Genomic DNA, 22,884 nt, shown 5'->3' on the forward strand with positions numbered 1-22,884 from the left:
CATTGATCCGCTCGGTTAACGTGTGATTCGCCGAGGGCGCCGAGCGCCGGCGAGACGGCGAAGGGGCGGGTTCCGACCCGCCCCTTTTGTCGTCCCCGACGGGCAGCGGGGGCCAATAGGTCGGCAAAGTCCTGGCACAGGTGACCGGATCAGCCGAATAACCTCACCGGATTCGCAGCACGCTACTCGGCGTGTCACCTCACATACGTAACCGCTTCCGAGTGATCGCTCTTGGGGTGGCCGCCGTGGTGGTCGGCGGCCCCATGGTCATGGAGCCCGTGGAGGGCGCCGTGGTCAAGGTTCAGCGCACCGTCCTGGTGGCCGCCCAGAAGAGGATCCACGAGAAGCGGGCCCTGAAGCTGATTCATGTCAGGCAGCGCAAGCTGGGCAGGGCACACGCGAACAAGCTCCTCGCAAGGGCCATGATGGCCCGGCACGGCTGGCGTCAGGCGACGCAGTACCGCTGCCTGGAGCAGTTGTGGGCGCGGGAGAGCGGCTGGAACGAGCACTCCCACAATGCCTCGACCGGCGCCCACGGCATCCCGCAGGCATTGCCCGGCTCCAAGATGGGCAGCGCGGGCCCGAACTGGCAGTCGAACCCGCGCACCCAGATCAAGTGGGGCCTCCGGTACGTGAAGTACCGCTACGGGAGCCCGTGCGCCGCCTGGGGCCACTTCCAGGCCGCGGGCTGGTACTAGGGACTCGCGGGCCCGATCTGCGACCTCAGCCACGCACGCGAGCGCGCTAACGGGTCGTGAAGCCAGCCGAAGGCGAGGCTTCACGAGAGATCGCGAAGCGATGTCGCGCTCGCCGCTTTGCGATTCGGCGGGCGAGCCTCCAGGCGAGGTCGTCGAGGCCGCGAAGCCTTAAGCACGTGTCATGCTGAGGACGTCGAGAGCGGCGTCGAGTTGCTCCAGGGTGAGTTTGCCCTCGTCGACGTAGCCGCGCTCCAGGACGACCTCGCGGATGGTCTTCCGCTCCTTGAGGGCCTGCTTGGCGACCTTCGCGGCCTCCTCGTAACCGATGTAGCGGTTGAGGGGCGTCACGATCGACGGGGACGACTCGGCGTACTCGCGGGCCCGGTCGGCGTCGGCCTCGATGCCGGCGATGACGCGGTCGGCCAGCAGCCGCGACACGTTGGCCAGCAGAGTGATCGACTCCAGCACGTTGCGGGCCAGCATCGGCAGCATGACGTTGAGCTCGAAGTTGCCCGACGCGCCGCCGAACGCGATCGCCGCGTCGTTGCCGATGACCTGCGCGCCCACCTGGGCCACCGCCTCGGGGATCACCGGGTTGACCTTGCCCGGCATGATCGACGAGCCCGGCTGCAGGTCGGGCAGCCGGATCTCGGCCAGGCCCGCGCGCGGCCCCGAGCCCATCCAGCGCAGATCGTTCGCGATCTTGATGAGGCTCACCGCGACGGTGCGGAGGGCCCCGCTGGTCTCGACGAGCCCGTCCTGCGCGCCCTGTGCCTCGAAGTGGTTGCGCGCCTCCTTCAGCGGCAGGCTGGTGACCCGCGCGATCTCAGCGATCACCCGCTGCGCGAAGCCCTCGGGGGTGTTGATGCCCGTGCCGACCGCCGTCCCGCCCAGCGGCAGCTCGGCGAGCCGGGGCAGCACCGACCGCAGCCGCTCGGCGCCGAGCCGGATCTGGGCCGCGTAACCGCCGAACTCCTGGCCCAGCGTCACCGGCGTGGCGTCCATCAGATGGGTGCGGCCGGCCTTCACGACCGCGGCGAACTCGATCGCCTTGCGGTCGAGGGCGCCCTCCAGATGGTTCAGCGCCGGGATGAGGTCGGTCAGGACGGCGCCCGTGGCCGCGATGTGGATCGAGGACGGGAAGACGTCGTTGGACGACTGGGAGGCGTTCACGTGGTCGTTGGGATGGACCGGGGCGCCCAGCCGCTCGGCGGCCAGCGTCGCGATCACCTCGTTGGCGTTCATGTTGGACGAGGTCCCCGAGCCGGTCTGGAACACGTCGATCGGGAACTGGTCGTTCCACCTGCCCGCGGCCACCTCCAGCGCGGCCTCGTTGATCGCCGCCGCCAGATCCTTGGCGAGAACGCCGAGCTCGGCGTTGATCGTGGCCGCCGCCGCCTTGATGTGGCCGAGCGCCGCGATGTGGGACGCCTCCAGCCCGCGCCCCGAGATCGGGAAGTTCTCGACGGCCCGTTGCGTCTGGGCCCGCCATTTGGCCGTCGCCGGTACCCGCACCTCGCCCATGGAGTCGTGCTCGATCCGGAATTCCTGCTCGGCCATGGTCCAGCCACCTCCGTCTATGAATCTAACCCTCTTCCAGAGCCAGCCCTCAGGCCGCCTCGCGCATTCCCGCGCGGGGCGGCATGAGGGCTCGCTCCGGAGGCGCGGTCAGCCTCCGGAGGTGGTCTTCTTGACGGGGAAGCGCCTGGTGGCGCCCGGTGCGCCCGGTGGTTCCTGCTTGCCGTTGACCCAGACGTCGCAGGCGGCGGCGTCGTGGAGGACGACGTTGAGCTCCGGCTGGTCGTACTGGCGGGTGTCGCCCTTGACGAGGGTCTCGTTGGCCAGCACGTTGATCGTCTGTCCCGGCACCGAGACGAAGATCCGGCACGTGCCGGCGAGCGCCCGGATCACCAGGGTGCTGGAGCCCGCGCCCTCCGGCGCGCCGGTCGGGTCACCGGTCGCCGCCGAGGTGGGCGCCGTGGGGGACGGGCCGGGGCTCTCCTTGTTCATGCCGACGATCAGCGCGGTGGCGCCGATGCCGCACGAGGCGAGGATGGCCGCGATCATCGCGATGATGGCCGCCAGCCGGTAGCGCGGCGCCGGGGGCCGGCGGCCGGAGCGGGGCCCGGCCAGCGCGCGTTCGAGCCGGTCGGACGCGCGGGCGTGGCTGAGCCGCCGGGTGGGGCTCTTCTCCAGCAGGCCGGTGATCACCGAGGTGAGCGCGCCGGCGTTCTGGGGGGTGGCGACGTTCTCGTTGGCCAGGGCGCTGAGCGTGGCCATGACGTTCTCCCGTTCGAACGGGGGGCGGCCCTCGACGGCGGCGTAGAGCGTGGCCCCCAGCGACCAGAGGTCGGACTGCGGGGTGGCCTTCTCGCCGGCGGCGACCTCGGGCGCGACATAGGCGGGGGAGCCCATGAAGTGGCCGGTCTTGGTCAGGCTGACCGACCCCGAGGAGTAGGCCAGCCCGAAGTCGGTGAGCACGACCCGGTCGCCGTCGAGCAGCACGTTGCTCGGCTTGAGGTCCCGGTGGACGATCCCCGCCTTGTGCGCGACGGCCAGCGCGCTGAGCAGCTGGCGCCCGATGTGCGCGGCCTGCGCGGCGGAGATCGGCCCTGATCGCTCGACGAGCTGCTCGAGGCTCGGCGCCTCGATCAGCTCCATCACGATCCAGGGCCGGCCCTGTTCGATGACGACGTCGTAGACCTCGACGATGGCGGGGGAGCGCAACTGCGCCGGGGCCCGTGCCTCGCGCAGCGTCCGGCGGTAGAAGACGACCCGGTCGTCCTCGGAGAGATCCTCGGGGAGCCGAAGCTCCTTGATCGCCACGGCGCGATCGAGGAGCTCGTCATGGCCTCTCCACACGGTGCCGTTGGCACCGGAACCCAGTTCCGAGACCAGCCGGTAGCGCGTCGCGAGCACGAGGCCACCTGACTGAGACATGGCGGAAAAGATACCGGAGTGGCCAGGCGGTCATCCTGGAGACCTGGGCACCAACTTGGATTTGGGGCCAATAATCTGACGAATGCGTACGATCCTCGCGTTTCAGGCTTGCCTGACCTGCGATCGATCATGGATCGCGGGGCTCGGGGCGCGGGGATCTTCCGCTCAGCGGCGGCCGATCGTCAGCACCGGGCCCGTGGTGTCGGCGAAGAAGTCGCCGCCCTTGTCGTCCACGACGATGAAGGCCGGGAAGTCCTCGACCTCGATCTTCCAGACGGCCTCCATGCCCAGCTCGGCGTACTCCAGGACGTCCACCTTCTTGATGCAGTCCTGGGCGAGGCGGGCGGCGGGGCCGCCGATGGAGCCGAGGTAGAAGCCGCCGTGCGCTTTGCAGGCGTCGGTGACCTGCTGCGAGCGGTTGCCCTTGGCCAGCATGACGAACGAGCCGCCCGCCGCCTGGAACTGCTCGACGTAGGAGTCCATCCGGCCGGCCGTGGTCGGGCCGAACGAGCCGGAGGCGTAGCCCTCGGGCGTCTTGGCGGGGCCCGCGTAGTAGACGGCGTGGTCGCGCAGGTACTGCGGCATCGGCTCGCCCGCGTCCAGCCGTTCCTTGATCTTGGCGTGCGCGATGTCGCGTGCCACGACCAGCGGGCCGGTGAGCGACAGCCGGGTCTTGACCGGGTACTTGGTGAGCTCGGCGCGGATCTCGTCCATCGGCCGGTTGAGGTCGACGCGGACGACGGCGTCGTCCAAGTGCTCGTCGGTGGTGTCCGGCAGATACTGCGCCGGGTCGGTCTCCAGCTTCTCCAGGAACACGCCCTCGGCGGTGATCTTGGCGAGCGCCTGCCGGTCGGCGCTGCACGACACCGCGATGGCCACCGGGCAGGACGCGCCGTGCCGGGGGAGCCGGATGACGCGCACGTCGTGGCAGAAGTACTTGCCGCCGAACTGCGCGCCGATGCCGAGCTTCTGGGTGAGCTCGAAGACCTGCCGCTCCAGTTCCAGGTCGCGGAAGCCGTGGCCCAGCGGCGAGCCCTCGCTGGGAATCGTGTCGAGGTAGTGCGCCGAGGCGTACTTGGCCGTCTTGAGGGCGTACTCGGCGGAGGTGCCGCCGACGACGATCGCCAGGTGGTACGGCGGGCACGCGGCCGTGCCCAGGGAGCGGATCTTCTCCTCCAGGAAGGTGAGCATCCGCTTGGGGTTCAGGACGGCCTTGGTCTCCTGGTAGAGGAACGACTTGTTGGCGCTGCCGCCGCCCTTGGCCATGAAGAGGAACTTGTAGGCGTCGCCAGGCGCCGCGTACAGCTCGATCTGGGCGGGCAGGTTGTTGCCGGTGTTCTTCTCGTCCCACATCGTGACCGGCGCCATCTGCGAGTAGCGCAGGTTGAGCTTGGTGTACGCGTCGTACACGCCGCGCGAGAGGTGCTCCTCGTCGCGTCCGTCGGTCAGGACGTGCTGGCCGCGCTTGCCCATCACGATCGCGGTGCCGGTGTCCTGGCACATCGGCAGGACGCCGCCGGAGGAGATCCCCGCGTTCTTGAGCAGGTCGAGGGCCACGAACCGGTCGTTCGGCGAGGCCTCGGGGTCGTCCAGGATCTTGCGGAGCTGCTTGAGGTGCGCGGGCCGCAGCAGATGCGAGATGTCGTGCATCGCGGTCTCGGTGAGCAGCCGCAGCGCCTCCGGCTCGACCTGCAGGAACGTCCGGCCGCCCGCCTCGAAGGTGGACACGCCCTCGGTCGTGAGCAGCCGGTACTCGGTGTCGTCGGAACCGAGCGGCAGCAGGTCGGTGTAGGAGAACTCAGGCATCGAAGATCCTCGCGCACGTTCTGATGGGGCCGCCCTACAGGGTACGGCCCCCCGCCCGCGATCCGGATGAAAGGGGGGATTCGGCCGCCCTGGGGGCGCTAGCAGGGGCGCGGGCGGCAGGGGCGCGGCGGCAGAGGACGCGGATCGTTGGGGATGCGGCTAGCAGCCTGCCGGCTCGGGTTCGGGTTCGGGGGCCGGGGCGGGGGCTGCCGCGGGGCGTCGGCGGGGGCGTAGGCCGATCACCACGCCCGTCGCGACCAGTGCGGCGCCCAGCAGGTCTGCGGGGCCGGGGCCGCCCAGGCCGAGGACCACCGTGGTGATCACCGCGCTCACCGGGATCATGCCCGCGAACAGGCCCGCCCGGTCGGCGCCCAGCCGCCCGATCGCGTCGTACCAGAGGAAGAACGCCACGGTCGTGACGATCACCGTCAGGTAGGTGAAGCCCGCCGCCTCGCTCACCGTGGGCGTCCGCACGACGCCGCGGCCGTCGGCGATCAGGCCGATGACCAGCAGCATCGGCGCCGCCAGGGCCGCCGAGTAGGCCGACACCCGCAGCGGGCCGAGCTTGGGCAGCAGCGGCACGGCCAGCAGCGAGAAGCACACCTCCCCGCCCAGGGCGCCCAGAGACAGCAGGAGCCCGTGCAGGGTGCCGCTGCCCAGGCCGTTCGCCAGCGCCGCTCCCAGGGCCACCACGACGGCCGAGACGACGATCGTGGGGGACGGCCTGCGCCGTTCGAGGATCGGCCCGACCAGGGCCAGGACGATCGGCACGGTGGCGATCACCGTGCCGATCGTCGCCGGGCTGGTGTCGCGGGTCGCGGCCACGATGAACACGTTGAACGCGGCGAGGCCGGTACCCGCGAGCGCTGTCAGCAGTACGAGATCCCGCGGTGTGAGATTCCGCAGCGCCAGCTGTGGCCGGTCTTGGCGCGCGTCCAGGAACCGCACGACGACGAGCAGAATCGCGGCCGCGACCGTGTAGCGGACGGCCTGGCCGCCGAAGACCGGGTAGTCGGCGATGGTGGCCGACACCGCGGTGAGGGTGCCGACGCAGAACATGGCGCTTCCGGCGCCCAGCATGCCCCTGGTGCTGGTGATCGATGTCATGACAGGGACGCTAGGAGTATTTTGGACCTTGAGACAGGGCCAATGAGGCCGCCGTACCGTGGACCAAAGCGGCGACGGTGACGCGCGGCCACTCTCCGGACGCTGAGCATTATGTGACCGACTTGCATCTCACCCTCGACCGGGCCGCCGGACGCCTCGCCTCGCAGATCGCCGCCGGGTTCCGCGCGGGCGTCCGGACCGGGCGGCTGACCGCCGGCACCCGGCTGCCGTCGAGCCGCGACCTCGCCCGTGATCTCGATGTGTCGCGCGGGGTCGTGGTCACCGCCTACGAGCAGCTCATCGCGGAGGGCTTCCTGATCGCCCGGCGCGGCGACGGCACCCGGGTGGCGCCCCTGGCCCGCGCGGACGCCCCGCCCCCCGCCGCCCGCCCGCCGCTCTGGCCCTGCGAGCCCGCGGCGAGACCGTCGCTGGACACCCCGGACGGCTCGCTGGCCTACGACCTGTGGCCGAGCCTGCCCGACCTCGCCGCGTTCCCGCGCGAGCGCTGGCTCGCCGCGGTGCGCGCGTCGCTGCGCACCCTCCCCAAGGAAGATCTCGGCTATCCGGACCCGGGCGGCGCGCCGCTGCTGCGGGCCGAGCTCGCCGGGTATCTCGGCCGCGTCCGCGCCGCGCACACCGACCCCGACCAGATCGTGATCATGAACGGGGTCGCGCACGGGCTCTCGGCGATCGTCCGGATGCTGGTCGGGGACGGGCATCGCGAACTCGCGGTGGAGGACCCCACCAGCAGCCGCCAGACCCCGATGCTGGACGCCACCGGTGTCCGCCTGGCCCCCGTCCCGGTCGACTCCGAGGGCGTCGACGTGGCCGCGCTCGCCCGGACGCAGGCGCGTGCGATCCTCGTCACCCCGGCCCACCAGTACCCGACGGGCGTGGTCCTGTCGCCCCGCCGCCGGGCCGAGCTGATCGCCTGGGCGCGGGACGTGAACGGCCTGGTCATCGAGGACGACTACGACGCGGAGTTCCGCTACGACCGCGAGCCGGTGGGCTGCCTTCAGGGCGTCGACCCCGAGCGCGTGGTGCTGCTCGGCTCGGTGAGCAAGGCGCTCGCGCCCGCGCTGCGGCTGGGCTGGGCGGCGGCGCCGCCGAAGCTGGCCGACCGGCTCCGCGTCCACCGGGCGCAGAACGACCTGGGGGCGCCGGTCCTCGACCAGTACGCCTTCGCCAACCTCATCTCCACCGGCTCCTACGACCGGCACCTGCGCATGATGCGCCGCCAGTACCGGACACGGCGGGACGTGCTGGTCGAGGCGCTCGCGAAGCACGCGCCCTCGGTCAAGGTGCGCGGTGTCTCGGCGGGCATCCACCTCTACGTCGAGCTGCCGCCGGGCTCCGACGAGGGCGCGGTGGTCGCGGCCGCCGCGAGCCTCGGCGTCTCGGTGGCGGGGGCCGCAGCGATGTGGTCGCCCGCCAGATCGAGGCAGGCGCCGCCCGCGCTGGTACTCGGTTATGGGCGCCTCGGTGAGTCTCGCCTGGCCCAGGCTGCCGACCTGCTGGGAAGGGCGATTGCGCAGGAGGCTCGCGGGTAGGTACGTCACCTCAGCGGAGGAGGCGACGGATGAGCTTGGAAGAAGCAGCACGGCAGCTCAAGATGGCCGTTCACGATTCTCAGGTGGCTTTCGACTGTGTCGGCCTAGGGGATCTGGATCGGGCTCAAGAGCACGCGGTCACCGCCCGTACGGCAGCAGATGCCGCAGAAGCCGCCTTGGCACGTGCGATTCAGGACATGTCCCCGGAGCAAGCACAGTCGGAGGGCGAACGCGCTGTAGTGGCCTTGGAAGAGGCCTGACCTCGCGAGCCCAGCTGACATGACGTGAGCCCGGTCTCCCTGCGGAGACCGGGCTCACGTACGTCAGACAGTGGGACGCTCCGCGACGGGCGTGTCGGGGCGTGCGCCGGCCACGGGCTTCGGATCGAAACCACGCGCGGTGGCGAAGATGACGAGGATCAGGGCGGTCGGGACGATGAACGCGAGCCGCAGGCCGTTCTCGCTGCTGATCGGGGAGATCGCGCCGACCACGGCGGCCCCGAGGACGAAGCCCACGTAGTTGAAGACGTTCACGCGGGAGACGGCGATGCCGAGCCCGGTCGGGTCGACCCGTCCGGCCGCGGTGTAGGAGATCGGCGCGATGACGCTGAGGCCGAGGCCCGCGACGGCGAACGCGGGGATGGCGACGAAGGCGTTCGGCGCGATGACCACGCCGATCATGCCGACGAGCCCGACGAGGGCTCCGAGGCGCACGACAGGGATCGGGCCCGAGCGGCGGACGCCGAAGTCGGCGACGGCGCGGCTGAAGACCATGGCGACCTGGTAGGCGACGTAGCCGAGGGGGCCGACCCAGTCGCTGCTGGAGAGCTCGTCCTCCAGGTACTTGGCGCCGTAGTTGGAGATCGCCGCGTCCGCGAGGTAGAACACCGCCATCGCGGTGCCGACGATCAGGATCGGGCGCCACGGCACGCTGCGGCCCGCGGCCTTGAGGTCCGCGGGCGCGGGCTGCCCGGCGGCCTCCTCGATCTTGTCGTAGAGCCGGTGCCCGGTGGGGAGCGAGGCGGCGACGCCGGCCGCGGCGGCGATCGCGAAGCCCGTGAGCAACGAGAGGTCCACCTTGTTGGCCAGCGAGGACCAGAGGCCGCCGAGGATGCCGGCCACGCTCCAGACGGCGTAGAAGCCGGTGATCAGGCTGACGCCGTACCGCCGTTCGACCGCGACGGCCTGCGCGTTCATGGAGGCGTCGACGGCGCCGACGCAGAGCCCGAACAGCGCGACGGCCGCGTACAGCGCCGGGTCGTCGTCGCCGGTCAGCCCGATCAGCACGATCGTCAGGCAGACGGCGGGCTGGCTGATCCGGAGCACCGGCCTGCTGCCGAGCCGGGCGAACAGGAAGCCCGAGAGCACGCTGCCCACGCCGGCGATGACGGGGACCATCAGCAGGACGAGGGAGAGCGTCGCGTCGCTGAGGTCGTGGGATTTCTGGATCTTCGGGACCTGGGTGACCAGCGAGGCGAAGCACAGCCCCTGGATCGCGAACGCGGCGTACGTGGCGAACCGCGCCTGCCGGTCTCGCTCCGAAACGTCACCGGTGATGCCTTGCGGGGCCGACGCTGCCATGCGGCATCCACCTCTCCGAGCTGCGATCTTGAATGTGAGAGATTTTCGCGTCAGCGTAGAGATGAGCGAGCTCACCGGTCAAACGTGACCGGCGTCACGCTACCGCGCGCGTCAGGCGATCAGGCGGCGGCGCATGGCGCGTACCGCGATGATCCACATCAGTCCCGCGAACGCCGCCAGCGCCGCCAGATGCCCCAGGTCGGCCGGCGGTTCCAGCCCGAACACCGCGTGCCGGACCAGCTCCACGCAGTGGAACAGCGGGTTGAGCTGCGCCACCACGTGCACCCAGCCGGGCAGCGAGTCGACCGGGAAGAACGTGCCCGCGATCAGGAAGAGCGGTGTCACCACGCCGGTGATCACATAGTCGAACGAGTTGATCGACGGCACGACCGCCGACGCCCACATGCCGAAGAGCGCGAAACCGAGCGCGGTGACGAACGTGACCAGCGGCACGAACACCATCCCCAGAGCGGGGTCGAGCCCGAAGAACATGGCCACCACCAGAGGCGAGCACGAGTAGAGCGCCGACTTCGACGCGATCCACAGCGCCTCGCCCGTGACCAGCTCGTGCGTGTCGACCGGCGCGGCCAGCATCGCGTCGTAGGTGTGCTGGAAGACCCGCCGGATGTAGCCGTTGAACATTCCCGGGAAGACCGAGGTGAACAGCGCGGCCGTGCCGACCATGCCGGTGCCGACGAAGTCGAGGTACCGGTAGTCGCCCACGACCGCCACCAGCGAGCCGAAGCCGTAGCCGAAGGCCAGCATCATGAACGTCGGCTCGAACATCGACGCGAACGACGACGACCGCCAGTACCGCCGGAAGAGCGCGATCTCGTGCCGCCAGACGCCCCTGATGGGCGCCAGCTCGAACCGCCGCAACCGCGGCACGGTCGTCTCGGTGATCTGGGTCATTCGACTCGTTCTCCCGTGAGCACCACGAACACGTCCTCGAGGTTGGCCGCGCGGCTCACCCCGTCCGGTCCGAGGTCGTCGATCAGTGAGCGCGGCATCGTCTCGGCCTTGAGCACCGACACCGACGGGCCCGTCCGGCGCGTGGGCAGCCCGGCGGCGCGCGCGAGCCGTTCGACGGTCTCCAGGCGCTCGGGCGGGCCGTAGTGCTCGACGACGCGTTCACCGGCGTACTCGGCGATGAGCTCGGCGGGGGCGCCCCGCGCGGCGACCTTGCCGTGCGACATCAGCGCGCAGTCGTCGGCCAGCCGCTCGGCCTCCTCGATGTAGTGCGTGGACATCAGGACGGTGGTGCCGCGCGAGCGCAGCCCGTCGATCAGGCCCCACAGCTCCGCCCGCACCTGCGGGTCGAGGCCCACGGTGGGCTCGTCCAGCAGCACCAGGGCGGGCCGGTGCACCAGCCCGCGCGCGATCAGCAGCCGCCGCCGCATCCCGCCGGACAGATCACCGGTCTTGGTCCGCTGTCGATCGGTCAGATGCGCGAGCTCAAGAGCGTCGTCGACCGCCCTCTTCCGTTCCGCGCGCGGCACGCGGTAGAGGTGGGCGAAGACCTCCAGGTTCTCGCGGGCGGTGAGCTCCTCGTCGAGATTGTCCTGCTGGGGGACGACCCCCATCACGGCCCGGGCCCGCTTGGACTCGCGGGGGATCGGGAAGCCGAGGACCTCGATGGCGCCCTCGTCCGCGATGGCCTGGGCGGTCAGCAGCTTCATCGTGGTCGACTTGCCGGCGCCGTTCGGGCCGAGCAGCCCCAGGCAGATCCCGTTGGGGACCTCCAGATCGAGCCCGTCGACGGCCGTGAGCCCGCCGAAGCGCTTGACGACCCCGCGCAGGCTGATCGCCACTGCCGGCTCGGTCGCTCGCTGGATCGAGACCGCTTCGGTCCGTTGCACCGCCATGCTCGTCACGATAAGCACAGGATGGGACAAAACCCCACAGCTTTTCCGGCCGTTCACGCCCAGCCGATCAAGCCCTCCGGTCCTTTACCCTTCATAACGTGGACATGCCGAGCCGACGGCCCCCCGCCGAGAAGGCACCCCCCGTCCGGGACCTGCGCGCCTCCGACGCCGACCGGGAGCGCGTCGTCAGCGTGCTCGGCGACGCGCTCGCGGACGGGCGGATCACCATGGAGGAGCACTCCGAGCGCACCTCGGCCGCCTACGCCGCGCGCACCCTCGGCGAGCTGACCGGCCTCACCACCGACCTCAGCCCCGAAGAGGCCCAGCCGATCCTCGTCGACGACCGTCCCATCTCGATCCTCTTCGGCCGGACGCGCCGCGAGGGCCGCTGGGTGGTCCCCGTGCGCCTGCCCCTGGTCGCCCTCTTCGGCACCGTCGAGCTCGACCTGCGCGAGGCGGTGCTCCAGCGGCGGCACGTGGTGCTCGACTCGATGGTGCTCGGCGGCCGGATCCGGATCCTCGTGCCCGAGGGCGTCCGGGTGGACGTGACCGGCCGCACCTTCGCCAGCACGCGCGACCTGCGCACCCGGCCCGCGCACGAGGGGCCCACGGTCGAGATCAGCGGCACCATGATCTTCGGCTCGGTGCGGGCACGGGCCCCCAAGCAGACCTTCCGCCAGCGCTTCCGCGGCCGTCTGGGCCGCAACAAATAGCGCTGCCCGTCACAACGCGCCGGAGGGCCGCGAGACGGATCTCGCGGCCCCTCCGGATCAGACCGCCGTGTCGAAGTTGATCGCGCTGTAGGCCCGCAGCTTGCTGAGGTGGTGCTCGCTGGAGACCGTACGGATCGTGCCGCTGCGCGAGCGCATCACCAGGGAATGGGTGAACGCGGTGCCCTTGCTGTAGCGCACCCCGTCGACGAGCTCGCCGTCGGTGATGCCGGTCGCCGCGAAGAAGACGTCGTCCGAGGTGACCAGGTCGTCGGTGGTCAGGACCCGGCCCAGGTCGTGCCCCGCGTCGATCGCCTTCTGCCGTTCGGCCTCGTCCTGCGGCCACAGGCGGCCCTGGATGACACCGCCCAGAGCCTTGATCGCGCAGGCCGCGATGATGCCCTCGGGCGTGCCGCCGATGCCCAGCAGCACATCGACGCCCGTGCCCTCCCGCGCGGCCATGATCGCGCCGGCCACGTCTCCGTCGGTGATCAGCTTCACCCGGGCGCCGGTCTCGCGAATCTCCTTGACCATGCCCTCGTGGCGTGACCGGTCGAGGATGACGACCGTCACGTCCTCGGTCGCCGAGCCCTTGGCCCGCGCGATCGCCCGGATGTTGTCGGCGATCGGCCGCTCGATGTCGACCGCGTCGGCCGCCTCGGGCCCGGTGACGAGCTTCTCCATGTAGAACACCGCGGACGGGTCGAACATCGAGCCGCGCGGGGCCACCGACAGCACCGCGATGGCGTTGTTCATGCCGAACGCCGTGAGCCGGGTGCCGTCGATCGGGTCGACCGCCACGTCGCACTCCGCGCCGCCGCCGTCGCCGACCTCCTCCCCGTTGTAGAGCATCGGGGCGTTGTCCTTCTCGCCCTCGCCGATGACCACCACACCCTGCATGGACACCGTGTTGATCAGCTGGCGCATGGCGTTGACCGCGGCGCCGTCGGCGCCGTTCTTGTCGCCCCGGCCCACCCAGCGCGCGGCCGCCATGGCGGCGGCCTCGGTCACCCTGACCAGTTCCATCGCCAGGTTCCGGTCCGGGGCCGCTGGGTCGGTGGCGAGCGGCGAGGAGACGGTGGATTCGTCGGACATGCGAGGCAGCCCCTTCGGTCGGCGGATGACTCGGATTCTCCGTGTGACCAGCCCTGGGATTCAAATTGGACCAGACCAGGCACCCGGCGTCACCCACCGGATCGAGTGATTTCCCGGTAACGGAGAGGAAGGGATCGTTCCATCAGCGTGGGAGGGCGTAATCTCTCGGGTCATGAGCAGCGAGATCGATGTCCCGTCCGCCGGGCCTGACGCGCCCGCCCGGACGACCTCGGACCGCGGGGCCGCCACGCGCAGCGCGCTGCTGGCCGCGGCGCGGGACGTGTTCTGCGAGGCGGGCTTCGCCCAGGCCGCCGTCACCGACATCGTCGCCAAGGCCGGCGCCAGCGTGGGAAGTCTCTACCACCACTTCAACGGCAAGGCCGACCTCTACCTGACGCTGTTCGAGGAGTTCCAGGTCCGCCAGCAGGAACGCACCCGCGAGGCGATCAACGCCGTCCGCGAAGAAGGCGAGACCGACCCGATGCGGCAGTTCATCGCCGGCGCCGGGGCGTACCTCAACGGCTGCCTGGCCGAACGCGGCGTGGCGCGCCTCTTCATCTCCGGCGACGGCCCGCCCGGCTTCGACCGCGTCATGCGCCAGCGCCTCAACAAGTGGGCCCGCCGCAACGCCGCCCTCTTCCACACCGCCGACGGCGGCACGGATGAGGCCCTGGTCGTGGTCCTCACCGGCGCCATGGCCGGCGCGGTCTCCGAGGTCTCGCTGAGCGACGACGAGGAGGCCTCCCGCCGCATGGCCGCCGACATCATGGCCATCGTCGGCACGATCAGGAACCCCGGTACGGAGCAGACCTGACCGTGGTGGATCCTGAGAAGGTGACGGACAAGACCCCTTCTTCCTCTGCCGATACCGCGTCCGAGGCCCCCGCACCGGACGAGACCGCTGGCGCCCCGGCGCCCACCAAGAGCGAGCCCACGGCCACCGACACCCCGGCACCGGGCGCGCGGGAGGCCGCAGGCGGGAGTTCGGCCGGGCGGCCGACAGTGGAAGTGGCGCCAGGGGTCTACAAGCGCCTCACCACCGGCTTGGGCGGCTTCACGCTGGCGATCGCGGCGTGCCTGGTGCTCGTGGGCGTGATCTACCTCATCACCCCGCGCAGCAACGAAGAGGTCCTGCCGACGATCGACTATGGCAGCCAGCAGTGGGCGATGACCACGGACGCCCCGTACACCGTGTGGGCGCCGGCGGGATTGCCGGCGACTTGGCGGCCGACTAGTTCAAGAATCAACGGTTTGAACGGCAAGGGACCGGTCGCCTGGCACCTGGGCTTTGTGACGCCGAGCAAGCATTACGCCGCCCTCGAACAGAGCAACGAGAAGGCCTCCCAGTACGTCCACCGAATGACCAACAACAAGAACCCGAACGGCTCAATGCGGGTCGGTGGTACCACGTGGACGACGTACTACCGCAAGGACAAGAAGGCCAATTCGCTCGCGCGGACCCTCCCTGACGGCGTCTCCCTGGTCGTGACAGGCACCGCGCCGTACGAGGAACTGGCGATCCTGGCCGCCGCGATCAAGCCGCAGCCCAAGAAGGACGCCAAGCTCCCGGCGGGCTCTCCACCGGCGTCCTGACTGGTCACAGCAAATGTCCAAGCGCTGGCAATCTTTGTCCAGACGAGCTCATTTGAACGAGATTCCTCACAAACTTACGAGTTCGCTTCCCACCGGACCCCCGCGTTTGTCATGATCGCATGCGCATCTGGATGATCACATGCGCGCACCAAGGGTCAGAAGCGAAGGACGATGCAGTGACACATATTCTGAGCAGCTGGAAGGGCAAGGTCGTCGCCGCCACCGGCGGCGTGGCCGTGGCCTCCGGCCTCGTCATCGGCGGCATGGTCGCCACCTCGGGTGACACGGGGACCCCGAAGACCGCGACTCCCGTCTCCGCGGACAACGCCTCCACCGCCGCGATGCCCGGGTTCCGCCTCCCGTTCCCCTGCGGACAGAAGTGGCGCGGCGACAGCACGAACAGCCTGGCTCACACGAAGTACGAGATCGACTTCAACCAGGGCCCGCACCTTTCGAACGTGGACGAGGGCCGTACGGTCGTCGCCGCCGCGGCGGGTACCGTCATCCGCTCGACGCGTCACGTCAACCAGAGCGGTTACGGCAACCACGTCGTCGTCCAGCACTCTGGTGGCTACCAGTCCTGGTACGCCCACCTGAAGTACCGCTCGGTCAAGGTCGGCCAGAAGGTCAAGTCCGGCACCAAGATCGGCGCGGTCGGCCGCACCACCAAGCCGAGCCGCAAGGGCATGACCGCTCACCTGCACTACGAGGTCCGCAAGAACGGCCAGTATCCGCCGGTCGCCGCGTACTTCTCCGGGAAGCGTTTCCCCTATCCCGCACCGGCCCCGGGCGTCACCCTGACCGCTTGCAAGGGCGGCAGCACCCCGCCGGCGAGCCCGGTCGCGAAGATTTGCGGCAGCGGCTTCAAGCAGATCGACTCGCACGCCCTCGGCAAGGTGGGCCGTATCTACCTGGGTTACAACAAGTCCAACAAGAACAACTGCGTCATCACGGTCAAGGGCAAGGGCAAGAAGGTCAAGATGTCCGCCCTCCTCCAGGTCAAGGGCGGCAAGGCCAAGACCGACACCGGTAACTTCACGCAGTACGCGGGCCCGGTCCGGTCCTCCGCGAACAACAAGTGCGTGAAGTGGGGCGGCTACATCGGCAGCACCAAGTGGTACAGCGGCTGGTCCCACTGCGGCTGACGCACGTCCCTGAGATCCGGACGCGATGACGCGTCGATCTCGCCTGCTTCATCAAAGGGTCAGAAAGGTACGAAAACATATGAGCATCAAGCGCAAGCCCGCGATCTTCATCGGCGGTGCTGTGGCCACCGCCGGCCTGGTCGCCGCGGGCGTGGGTGTCGCGGCGAGCAGTGACTCGCCCGCGAGCAAGCCCGCCGCCAAGGTCGCGGCCCAGGACGCCTCGGCCACCGCGATGCCGAAGTTCCGCCTGCCGTTCACGTGCGGCGAGACCTGGCGCGGACGCGGAAAGAGCTACGCGCACACCGGGTGGGAGATCGACTTCAACTACGGTGTGAACGGCGAGAAGCAGGACGAGGGCAAGACCGTCGTCGCCGCCGCGGCCGGCAAGGTGATCCGGTCCGAGTACCACTCGCGCGCGGTCAGCGGCTACGGCAACGTGGTCTACATCCAGCACTCCGGCGGCTACGTCACCCGGTACGCGCACCTGAAGTACCGGTCGGTCAAGCGCGGCGCGAGCGTGAAGTCCGGGCAGAAGATCGGCGCGGTCGGCCACACCAGCGCCAAGTACAACATCGGCCCCCACCTTCACTTCGAGACCCGCCGTACCAATGGCACTCAGGTGCCGGCGGTCTTCGACGGCAGCAAGTTCCAGTACCCGAGCCAGGCCCGCACCGCCTGCAAGGGCGGCGGTGGCGGCGGTGGCACCAGCCCGGTCGCCAAGATCTGCGGCACCGGCTTCAAGCAGATCGACAAGCACGCGCTGGGCAAGAGCGCCACGGTCTACCTGGGCTACAGCAAGGCGAGCGGCGGCACCAACTGCACCATCACGGTGAAGAAGGCCGGTGCCAAGGTCAAGATGTCGGCGACGCTCCAGGCCAAGGGCGGCAAGGCCAAGACCGACGCGGGCAGCTTCTCGCAGTACGCGGGCCCGGTGAAGATCTCCAAGGTCGGCAAGAAGTGCGTCCGCTGGGGCGGCTCCATCGGCAGCACCAAGTGGCTGAGCAAGTACGGCCACTGCGGCTGAAAGTCGAGTAGATAGCTCGACGGTCGACGACGGGCCGGTCTCCTCCTTCAGGAGACCGGCCCGTTCCTTCTAGGTGGACCTTCGACAAGATCCTCCGTGCTGAAATATATAAAGATGCCCATGGATGCATCTTGGGAAACCACTTGGAGATCCAGAGCAACCTTTTTGAGGTTGCCGTCCCCGCCGTAGAGGTCATGCTGGCCGCGCTGTCAGAGAGTGAGGCGAACTATGCGCGCAGAGAGTTCATCAACATATTGGTAGTCATGGCCGCAGGTGACTCGCACCGATCGGAGACGGAACGGGGCCGGCCGAACCTTGGCGGAGAGTGCAGAGCGCGGATTCTCGAAGGAATAAACGTCATCCTGCATGAAGGCATGTATGGGGATGGCGAGGCTGCCCTCGATATCTTCGACGTGGTCGAGCGCGATGAGGAGCGCTTTGAATATTACGAGTCGATCCTCGCTTGAGTTGCCCGGGCTGGGACAGCTTTGAATGAAGCCCCCTCTCGATTGGTGGCAGCAGAGCTCCGAAGACATGACTGGTCGGCGATGCGTTGCGGATGCGGCCGATCAGCAACCCATGTCCACGACGCACTCGATGACTTCTTCGGTGATCACCTCGTCGAAGGAGAGGCGATTCCTGACTTTGGAGGTCCAGAGTTTCGGAGTAGTAAGAACAACTCCCCACGGAGGATGTTTTGGAAGCCCTAGAAGTATCGCATCGGAGGCTTGATGATGCGCTTGGCTCTGCGACTGAGTCGGCAAGTGTTGCTTTCGGTGCCGCATGCCTCTATCGAATTCTGCCTATTGTCGAGCTCTGTTCAGAGAGTGGACTTGCAGAAGAATTCCCCCGAGAGCTTTTGAGTTCGGAGGCTGGCCAGTCAGTGCTCCTTGAATTTCTAAGCGGACTCGAAGGTAAAGTCAGGAGCAAATAATTTCTTGAGCCTGGTGTTGAGTTGGGGGATATTCCCGCTATGGCAGGCGAAATTATATTGCGCGCCTTGCAGGGTGAGTTCTCGACCTCCGAGTGGGCGTACTGGTCATCCACGCTTGCTTTGGATATCTCCCAGGAGTTTGATGCCTTGGATTCGTCAGGTTCTACACGCGGGCCAATATTCTATCCTGCAGGAGAATATCCAAATCTCACTCCCATGGAATTTTCGGAGCTACGCGACCAAGTGAGCATGCTCGCATTTCTGGCGGAAGATCCGGTTGTCAAGCGGGAGGTTTATGAAATCGCCGGTTCTGGCTATCTCAGAACGATGGAAGCTCTGAATGGCATCGGTGATTCTGTTCACCGGTAAAGGCGCGGGAAGCTTCTTGTGTCGCCTTGCGGTGTTTCCGCCCGACGTGATAGCTGATTAATCTGACTCGTCAGAAGGGCGCGCTTTCCGAAGAATTCCCGTCTGTGAGGCGGGTCAGGGTGGCGGGCGGGCTCAGGCTTCTTCTGGCGACTCTTCGCAGGTGGTGGCTAGTTCTTCGCCTCGTTCCCAGAGGGAGAGCCCGACGGGTTGCTGTCGCGCCCTTGGCAGCGGTCGGGTGCTGCCCGTCCTAGCTCAGCCGACCAGTTATCGCCTTGGCTGCGGTGCCCTTATGATTGCGCGATGTCGCTTGGAGTGCGCTGGACTCGGCTGTTGATGGTGGTATCGGCAGCCGGCTTTACAGGCGTGGCCTTCGCAATCCGCGCCACGATGGATGGGCCCATCGAACAGTACTCAGGCACCGTCTTGTTCGCGGCGCTCGTCTACACGATAGTGCTCTTCATACGGCCGCTGACCTCCCCACTGCCCGCTGGCAGCGCCGCGCTCGCATACTGCTGGTTCATCGAGTTCGCGCAGCTCACCCCGATACCCGCGGCACTTTCCGAACGCAGCAGGTTCGCGCGCCTGCTGCTAGGCGCCCAGTTCGACCTCATTGACGTTGCCTGGTACCCCGTCGGCGTCATCCCGTTGGTCGCCGCGCATTGGTTCCTCCAGGCCCGCACACGTTCTCGAACAGGCCCGACACCCGCTCTCACATCGTGAGCTTGGAAACGCCGTGAGCTTTGGGTTGGCCAAACCCTGCTCGCCTCTATCGGCATAAGCGTGGGCAGGGATCGGCGAAACCGCTCGCGGACGGCTAGAACGGGGCCTTGTTGGCAGGGGAGTCTTCGCCTTCGGCGGGGGCTTTCAGGGTGGCGGCCAGGCGGGCTCGGGCTCCTTCTAGCCACTCTTCGCAGGTGGTAGCTAGTTTTTCGCCTCGTTCCCAGAGGGAGAGTGACTCCTCCAGGGTCAGGCCACCGGCTTCTAGGCGGCGGACGACGTCGGCTAGCTCGTCGCGTGCCTGTTCGTAGGTCAGCTTCTCATCGGCCACATCGTTCACCCTATGGCGTATCGACGGCGGTGACCTGCAGGTGGCCGTCGGCTCGGCGTAGGCGATGCGGCCCGTGTCCTGGCAGGTGCGCGGACCTTGCTGAACGGTTGAGGCTCAGGCTGGTTGTCGGCTGCTCAGGTTTGGCTGGACGCGAGCGCCCGCAGATCGCGGGCGGCGGGGAGGGCTCGCGCCTGGTCGGGGAGCGCGCGTAGGACGTTCCCCACGAGGATGGTCGTGCCGGAGGAGACAGGTCTGAGGTGGCCTTGCATCGTGGTGATGGCTTGCTGGAGGCCCGCGTCGATCTCCCGGGCCCTGACAAGATACGCAGCCTGCATCAGGCGCAGGTTTCCGGCGGGGGTCACGGCGTCGGTCGGGTAGAGAGCGAGGGCCTGCGTCAGCGTCACCTCGGCCTTCTTGTCGCCGGTTTGGGTGTGGACGTAGGCCTCCGTCCAGCGGAGCTGACTCTCCCGGAAGGCCAGGGCGGACTGACCGTGTGTGTCGTTCGGAAGCCGGTCGAAGGTGCGCTTGAGGGCGTCGAGTGAGATTTGTGCCTGGGCGGTGTCGCCCTGGTCGACTGCCGCGTAGGCACGTGCGGCGTGCGCGCGGGCCAGCCCTGGCGATGGCACTCCCGTCTGCGATCTCCATGGCTTCGTGGGTTAGGTCTACGACCACTTGCCGGGGCCGTTCGACCCAGGCCGCGTCTTGTGCGGCGCGTCCACGGACCCAGACGCGCAGATCCCGGTCACCGGACGCGTCGGCGGCGCGTTGGGCAGTGTTCCAGGTGAGGCGTGCTGCGCGCCGGTTGCCCACGTCGCCCAGGTCGATCGCCAGGAGACCGGAGAGCCCGGCGCTGACTCGGAGGAGTCGGGCTTGGTCTACTGAGGGGCGCTTGAGCAGCTCTCCTACGGCGATGATGTCGGCCATCAGGTCATCGATGAGTGCCCCGGCGGGGCGGGTGGCGAGTTGCTGTCCGTACTCGTGGACGGCTGTGTCCCATTGGGCGAGGTCGACCGGATTGCCGAGCGCCTTTTCGATGCCCGAGAGAACGTGTTCGAGGGCTCCAGGCGGGATCGCCGTCCCGGCGGTGAGTGCGGCCATGAGCTCTAGCGCGGCGCGACGCTTCACGTCGGCGTCCTCCTGACCGGAGGTTGGCGGGTCTCCTGCATCCAGGGTAGGCGGACGCAGGGCGCATTGCTTCTCCAGGCGTTCGATGAGGCGGCGTACTTCGTACAGGCAGCCGTCGGCGCGCAGGGCGCGGTCGAGACCCCGGGTCTTGTCCAGGGAGGGGAGCTTGTCGGCCTTCTTGATCTGCGAGAGGTAGGCCTCGGTGCATCCTGCGTCGTGGGCGACTGCCTTGGCGGGACGTCCACTGGCGCGGGCGAAGTGGTTGAAAACGGCCGCGTAGAGCTGTGTGTGAGTGAAGGCGTACGGGTCTTCGCTACGTCTGACCATCAGATCGCCCCTGGTGATGCCGTTGACGCACCGGTCTGTACCTCACTTAACCAGGTGTTCCTGTTCTACGGAGGGTAACGCGATGATTACCACCACTTGATGATCTGGAGGTGATCTGGCGGTGCAACGCGGACGTTCCTGGGAGCCGCCTCCGCTCTTCGTGTGGGAGGTGGAGGTGTCGGTTGACGCCCTACATGGGGGCGCGTGTGGGGTCTGTGGTGATCAACAGGTGGCGGTGAAGCTCTTGCACGGCGCATTGGAGAGGGCGCCGAGCGGGTCGAGTGGGGTGGTTCGGCGGGTGGCGCTGAGCGGCTCGCGTTTTGCCGCCTATGTGGATCTGGCGGTGGTGGCGAGGGCGTGGAGGACCGATGCCCGGGTGCGGTGGTCGAGGTGAGGGATGCAGCGGATGACCTGGATCGGCTTGGGCGGGCGCTGACGGCGGTGGGCTTGGCGTGCCGTCGCTGCTATGGCGATGATCCGATGCGGCTTCGGGTGTTCGATCCGGCGACACCACGCTTTGGCGAGCACGTCACCGTCGAGTTGGGGCCTGGTGGCGAGGCATGGTTCTGGTCGTCTACGGGGGTACCGCTAGCGCCCGTGTGGGATGTGCCGTTCGCGGTAGCACGGGTTGGGGTGTTGCTCGCGGCGTTCCGGCCCGTCGCGGAACGGCTCGGGGTGTCGCCACCCGTTCCCGCGCGGCGTGTCGGGAAGTGGGGCCGGGTGCTGAGCCTCTTCTTGCGGTGAGGCGGTTTAGGGCTCGGGGATCTCTGTGACGGTCACGTTCAGGTGGCCTTCGGCCAGGCGGACGTGGAGGTGCTCGGTGGGTTTGATGTCTGTGGCCTTCCGGACGACCGAGTCGTCCTCGCGCTGGACGATGGCGTAGCCGCGGTTGAGGGTGGCGGCGGGGGAGAGGGAGAGCAGGCGGGCTTTCGTGTGGGTCAGCTCGTCCGATGAACGGTCCAGGGCTGAGGCCAGGCAGCGGCGGGCTCGGTCGCGTAGGGCCTCTGTTTGTTCGGCTTGGCGTTCTATCTCGCGGATCGGGTCAGCTAGGGCAGGGCGGGAGCGGATTGCGTTCAGCCAGGCCTTTTCTCTGTCCAGGTTGCCTGAGAGGCAGCGGCGGCCTCGGTCGCGTAGCTGGCGGATGAGTTGGAGTTGCTCGCGTACGTCGGGGACGGCTCGTTTGGCGGCGTCGGTCGGGGTTGATGCGCGGACGTCGGCTACCAGGTCGAGCAGGGGGCTGTCTTGTTCGTGGCCGATGGCGCTGATGATGGGGGTTCGGGCGGCGGAGGCCGCGCGGATCAGGGCCTCGTCTGAGAACGGGAGCAGGTCCTCCATCGAGCCGCCGCCTCGCGTGACGATGATGACTTCGATGTCGGGGTCGGCGTCCAGTTTGCGGAGCGCTTCCATGACCTCGCCCACGGCGTAGTGGCCCTGAACGGCGGTGTTCTCGACTTGGAACGCCACGGCTGGCCAGCGGCGGCGGGCGTTCTTGAGGACGTCGTGCTCGGCGTCCGAGTCACGGCCGCAGATCAGGCCGATCTTGGCGGGAAGGAAGGGGAGCGGCCTCTTGCGTTCGGGGCGGAAGAGGCCCTCGGAGGCCAAAACTTGTTTGAGGCGTTCCAGGCGCGCCAGGAGTTCGCCTACGCCTACAGGCTTCACCTCGATGGCGCTGAGGGAGAAGGTGCCCCGGTTGATCCAGAAGTCGGGCTTGGCGTGGATGACGACCCGGGCGCCGTCGGTGACCGCGGGGCCCGCGGCTTCGAAGACCGGGCGGGGGCCCACCACGCGGACCGACATGTTGGCGACCGGGTCGCGGAGCGTGAGGTAGACCGTTCCGCCGCGGGCGTTCAGGTCGGTGATCTGGCCCTCGACCCAGATGCGGCCCAGCTTGCCGATCCAGCCGCCCACGGCCTGCAGGACGGTCCGGACGGGGACGGGTGATTCCGCTGAGGTCTCCATCGCCATGCC

22 protein-coding genes are annotated in these 22,884 nt (G+C 68.6%); 11 read left to right on the top strand and 11 right to left on the bottom strand.

Annotated features, from left to right (window positions below; genetic code table 11):
* The first annotated feature begins 221 nt into the window (after positions 1-221).
* Entirely contained in the window at positions 222-698 is a 477-nt protein-coding gene (locus tag ACGFNU_RS41735) for a hypothetical protein (protein ID WP_392602164.1), read from the top strand.
* 168 nt (positions 699-866) lie between these two features.
* Here the strand turns inward: ACGFNU_RS41735 and ACGFNU_RS41740 are convergent, their stop codons facing one another.
* From ACGFNU_RS41740 to ACGFNU_RS41755, 4 genes are all read right to left on the bottom strand, one after another.
* The gene (locus ACGFNU_RS41740; protein ID WP_392602165.1) at positions 867-2,258 is read right to left on the bottom strand and encodes a class II fumarate hydratase; all 1,392 of its coding nucleotides are present in this window, start codon (positions 2,256-2,258) and stop codon (positions 867-869) included.
* A gap of 108 nt (positions 2,259-2,366) precedes the next feature.
* Positions 2,367-3,638 carry a serine/threonine-protein kinase gene (locus ACGFNU_RS41745; RefSeq protein WP_392602166.1) on the bottom strand — a complete coding sequence of 424 codons (1,272 nt, stop codon included), beginning with the start codon at positions 3,636-3,638 and terminating at the stop codon, positions 2,367-2,369.
* A 165-nt stretch (positions 3,639-3,803) separates the two neighbouring features.
* A complete protein-coding gene (locus ACGFNU_RS41750) occupies positions 3,804-5,444 on the bottom strand; it encodes a fumarate hydratase (protein ID WP_392602168.1) in 1,641 nt (546 codons plus the stop codon).
* A gap of 159 nt (positions 5,445-5,603) precedes the next feature.
* A complete protein-coding gene (locus ACGFNU_RS41755) occupies positions 5,604-6,551 on the bottom strand; it encodes a DMT family transporter (RefSeq protein ID WP_392602169.1) in 948 nt (315 codons plus the stop codon).
* Positions 6,552-6,664: 113 nt separating this feature from the next.
* Here ACGFNU_RS41755 and ACGFNU_RS41760 point away from each other — a divergent pair, with 113 nt between their 5' ends.
* Both ACGFNU_RS41760 and ACGFNU_RS41765 read left to right on the top strand, forming a co-directional pair.
* Positions 6,665-8,101: a PLP-dependent aminotransferase family protein gene (locus ACGFNU_RS41760; RefSeq protein WP_392602170.1), complete on the top strand. Its 1,437-nt coding sequence runs from the start codon at positions 6,665-6,667 to the stop codon at positions 8,099-8,101.
* Between the two features lie 29 nt (positions 8,102-8,130).
* The gene (locus ACGFNU_RS41765; RefSeq protein WP_392602171.1) at positions 8,131-8,361 is read left to right on the top strand and encodes a hypothetical protein; all 231 of its coding nucleotides are present in this window, start codon (positions 8,131-8,133) and stop codon (positions 8,359-8,361) included.
* Positions 8,362-8,424: 63 nt separating this feature from the next.
* On the opposite strand, the gene ACGFNU_RS41770 is transcribed toward ACGFNU_RS41765, so the two are convergent.
* The 3 genes from ACGFNU_RS41770 to ACGFNU_RS41780 all read right to left on the bottom strand — a co-directional run bounded on the left by ACGFNU_RS41770 (position 8,425) and on the right by ACGFNU_RS41780 (position 11,546).
* Positions 8,425-9,681: an MFS transporter gene (locus tag ACGFNU_RS41770; protein ID WP_392602172.1), complete on the bottom strand. Its 1,257-nt coding sequence runs from the start codon at positions 9,679-9,681 to the stop codon at positions 8,425-8,427.
* Between the two features lie 111 nt (positions 9,682-9,792).
* Entirely contained in the window at positions 9,793-10,593 is an 801-nt protein-coding gene (locus tag ACGFNU_RS41775) for an ABC transporter permease (protein ID WP_392602173.1), read from the bottom strand.
* On the bottom strand, positions 10,590-11,546 hold the full coding sequence (locus tag ACGFNU_RS41780; protein WP_392602174.1) for an ABC transporter ATP-binding protein: 957 nt from the start codon (positions 11,544-11,546) through the stop codon (positions 10,590-10,592). The genes ACGFNU_RS41775 and ACGFNU_RS41780 overlap by 4 nt, the downstream gene beginning before the upstream one ends.
* Before the next feature lie 104 nt (positions 11,547-11,650).
* Between ACGFNU_RS41780 and ACGFNU_RS41785 the strand changes: the two genes are divergently transcribed.
* Entirely contained in the window at positions 11,651-12,259 is a 609-nt protein-coding gene (locus ACGFNU_RS41785) for a DUF1707 domain-containing protein (protein ID WP_392602445.1), read from the top strand.
* Positions 12,260-12,316: 57 nt separating this feature from the next.
* On the opposite strand, the gene glpX is transcribed toward ACGFNU_RS41785, so the two are convergent.
* A complete protein-coding gene (gene glpX / locus ACGFNU_RS41790; protein WP_392602175.1) occupies positions 12,317-13,351 on the bottom strand; it encodes a class II fructose-bisphosphatase in 1,035 nt (344 codons plus the stop codon).
* Between the two features lie 172 nt (positions 13,352-13,523).
* Between glpX and ACGFNU_RS41795 the strand changes: the two genes are divergently transcribed.
* The 7 genes from ACGFNU_RS41795 to ACGFNU_RS41825 all read left to right on the top strand — a co-directional run bounded on the left by ACGFNU_RS41795 (position 13,524) and on the right by ACGFNU_RS41825 (position 19,136).
* Positions 13,524-14,165 carry a TetR/AcrR family transcriptional regulator gene (locus ACGFNU_RS41795; protein ID WP_392602176.1) on the top strand — a complete coding sequence of 214 codons (642 nt, stop codon included), beginning with the start codon at positions 13,524-13,526 and terminating at the stop codon, positions 14,163-14,165.
* Between the two features lie 20 nt (positions 14,166-14,185).
* Positions 14,186-14,944, top strand: coding sequence for a DUF4245 domain-containing protein (locus tag ACGFNU_RS41800; protein WP_392602177.1), 759 nt, complete (start codon positions 14,186-14,188; stop codon positions 14,942-14,944).
* A 176-nt stretch (positions 14,945-15,120) separates the two neighbouring features.
* Positions 15,121-16,089 carry a M23 family metallopeptidase gene (locus tag ACGFNU_RS41805; RefSeq protein WP_392602178.1) on the top strand — a complete coding sequence of 323 codons (969 nt, stop codon included), beginning with the start codon at positions 15,121-15,123 and terminating at the stop codon, positions 16,087-16,089.
* A 79-nt stretch (positions 16,090-16,168) separates the two neighbouring features.
* Complete coding sequence (locus ACGFNU_RS41810; protein WP_392602179.1) at positions 16,169-17,113, top strand: M23 family metallopeptidase; 945 nt, start codon at positions 16,169-16,171, stop codon at positions 17,111-17,113.
* Positions 17,114-17,256: 143 nt separating this feature from the next.
* Positions 17,257-17,580 carry a hypothetical protein gene (locus tag ACGFNU_RS41815; protein ID WP_392602180.1) on the top strand — a complete coding sequence of 108 codons (324 nt, stop codon included), beginning with the start codon at positions 17,257-17,259 and terminating at the stop codon, positions 17,578-17,580.
* Positions 17,581-18,086: 506 nt separating this feature from the next.
* Positions 18,087-18,416 (top strand): hypothetical protein, encoded by a 330-nt coding sequence (locus ACGFNU_RS41820; RefSeq protein ID WP_392602181.1) that lies wholly within the window; start codon positions 18,087-18,089, stop codon positions 18,414-18,416.
* A 300-nt stretch (positions 18,417-18,716) separates the two neighbouring features.
* Complete coding sequence (locus tag ACGFNU_RS41825) at positions 18,717-19,136, top strand: DUF2809 domain-containing protein (protein WP_392602182.1); 420 nt, start codon at positions 18,717-18,719, stop codon at positions 19,134-19,136.
* Between the two features lie 94 nt (positions 19,137-19,230).
* On the opposite strand, the gene ACGFNU_RS41830 is transcribed toward ACGFNU_RS41825, so the two are convergent.
* The 3 genes from ACGFNU_RS41830 to xseA form a co-directional block, all read right to left on the bottom strand.
* Positions 19,231-19,464 (bottom strand): exodeoxyribonuclease VII small subunit, encoded by a 234-nt coding sequence (locus tag ACGFNU_RS41830; protein WP_392602183.1) that lies wholly within the window; start codon positions 19,462-19,464, stop codon positions 19,231-19,233.
* 134 nt (positions 19,465-19,598) lie between these two features.
* A complete protein-coding gene (locus tag ACGFNU_RS41835) occupies positions 19,599-20,090 on the bottom strand; it encodes a hypothetical protein (RefSeq protein ID WP_392602184.1) in 492 nt (163 codons plus the stop codon).
* Between the two features lie 1,576 nt (positions 20,091-21,666).
* Entirely contained in the window at positions 21,667-22,881 is a 1,215-nt protein-coding gene (gene xseA / locus ACGFNU_RS41840; protein ID WP_392602185.1) for an exodeoxyribonuclease VII large subunit, read from the bottom strand.
* Positions 22,882-22,884 lie beyond the last annotated feature (3 nt).

Origin of the sequence: Spirillospora sp. NPDC048911, from assembly GCF_043198015.1 — a bacterium.
Lineage (GTDB): Bacteria > Actinomycetota > Actinomycetes > Streptosporangiales > Streptosporangiaceae > Spirillospora.

Bases quoted from the DNA above. Each gene is read 5' to 3' on its own strand.
- ACGFNU_RS41740 (WP_392602165.1), bottom strand. From the start codon at position 2,258: ATGGCCGAGCAGGAATTCCGGATCGAGCACGACTCCATGGGCGAGGTG.
- ACGFNU_RS41745 (WP_392602166.1), bottom strand. From the start codon at position 3,638: ATGTCTCAGTCAGGTGGCCTCGTGCTCGCGACGCGCTACCGGCTGGTC.
- ACGFNU_RS41750 (WP_392602168.1), bottom strand. From the start codon at position 5,444: ATGCCTGAGTTCTCCTACACCGACCTGCTGCCGCTCGGTTCCGACGAC.
- ACGFNU_RS41755 (WP_392602169.1), bottom strand. From the start codon at position 6,551: ATGACATCGATCACCAGCACCAGGGGCATGCTGGGCGCCGGAAGCGCC.
- ACGFNU_RS41765 (WP_392602171.1), top strand. From the start codon at position 8,131: ATGAGCTTGGAAGAAGCAGCACGGCAGCTCAAGATGGCCGTTCACGAT.
- ACGFNU_RS41770 (WP_392602172.1), bottom strand. From the start codon at position 9,681: ATGGCAGCGTCGGCCCCGCAAGGCATCACCGGTGACGTTTCGGAGCGA.
- ACGFNU_RS41775 (WP_392602173.1), bottom strand. From the start codon at position 10,593: ATGACCCAGATCACCGAGACGACCGTGCCGCGGTTGCGGCGGTTCGAG.
- ACGFNU_RS41780 (WP_392602174.1), bottom strand. From the start codon at position 11,546: ATGGCGGTGCAACGGACCGAAGCGGTCTCGATCCAGCGAGCGACCGAG.
- ACGFNU_RS41785 (WP_392602445.1), top strand. From the start codon at position 11,651: ATGCCGAGCCGACGGCCCCCCGCCGAGAAGGCACCCCCCGTCCGGGAC.
- glpX (WP_392602175.1), bottom strand. From the start codon at position 13,351: ATGTCCGACGAATCCACCGTCTCCTCGCCGCTCGCCACCGACCCAGCG.
- ACGFNU_RS41795 (WP_392602176.1), top strand. From the start codon at position 13,524: ATGAGCAGCGAGATCGATGTCCCGTCCGCCGGGCCTGACGCGCCCGCC.
- ACGFNU_RS41810 (WP_392602179.1), top strand. From the start codon at position 16,169: ATGAGCATCAAGCGCAAGCCCGCGATCTTCATCGGCGGTGCTGTGGCC.
- ACGFNU_RS41820 (WP_392602181.1), top strand. From the start codon at position 18,087: ATGGCAGGCGAAATTATATTGCGCGCCTTGCAGGGTGAGTTCTCGACC.
- ACGFNU_RS41825 (WP_392602182.1), top strand. From the start codon at position 18,717: ATGTCGCTTGGAGTGCGCTGGACTCGGCTGTTGATGGTGGTATCGGCA.
- xseA (WP_392602185.1), bottom strand. From the start codon at position 22,881: ATGGCGATGGAGACCTCAGCGGAATCACCCGTCCCCGTCCGGACCGTC.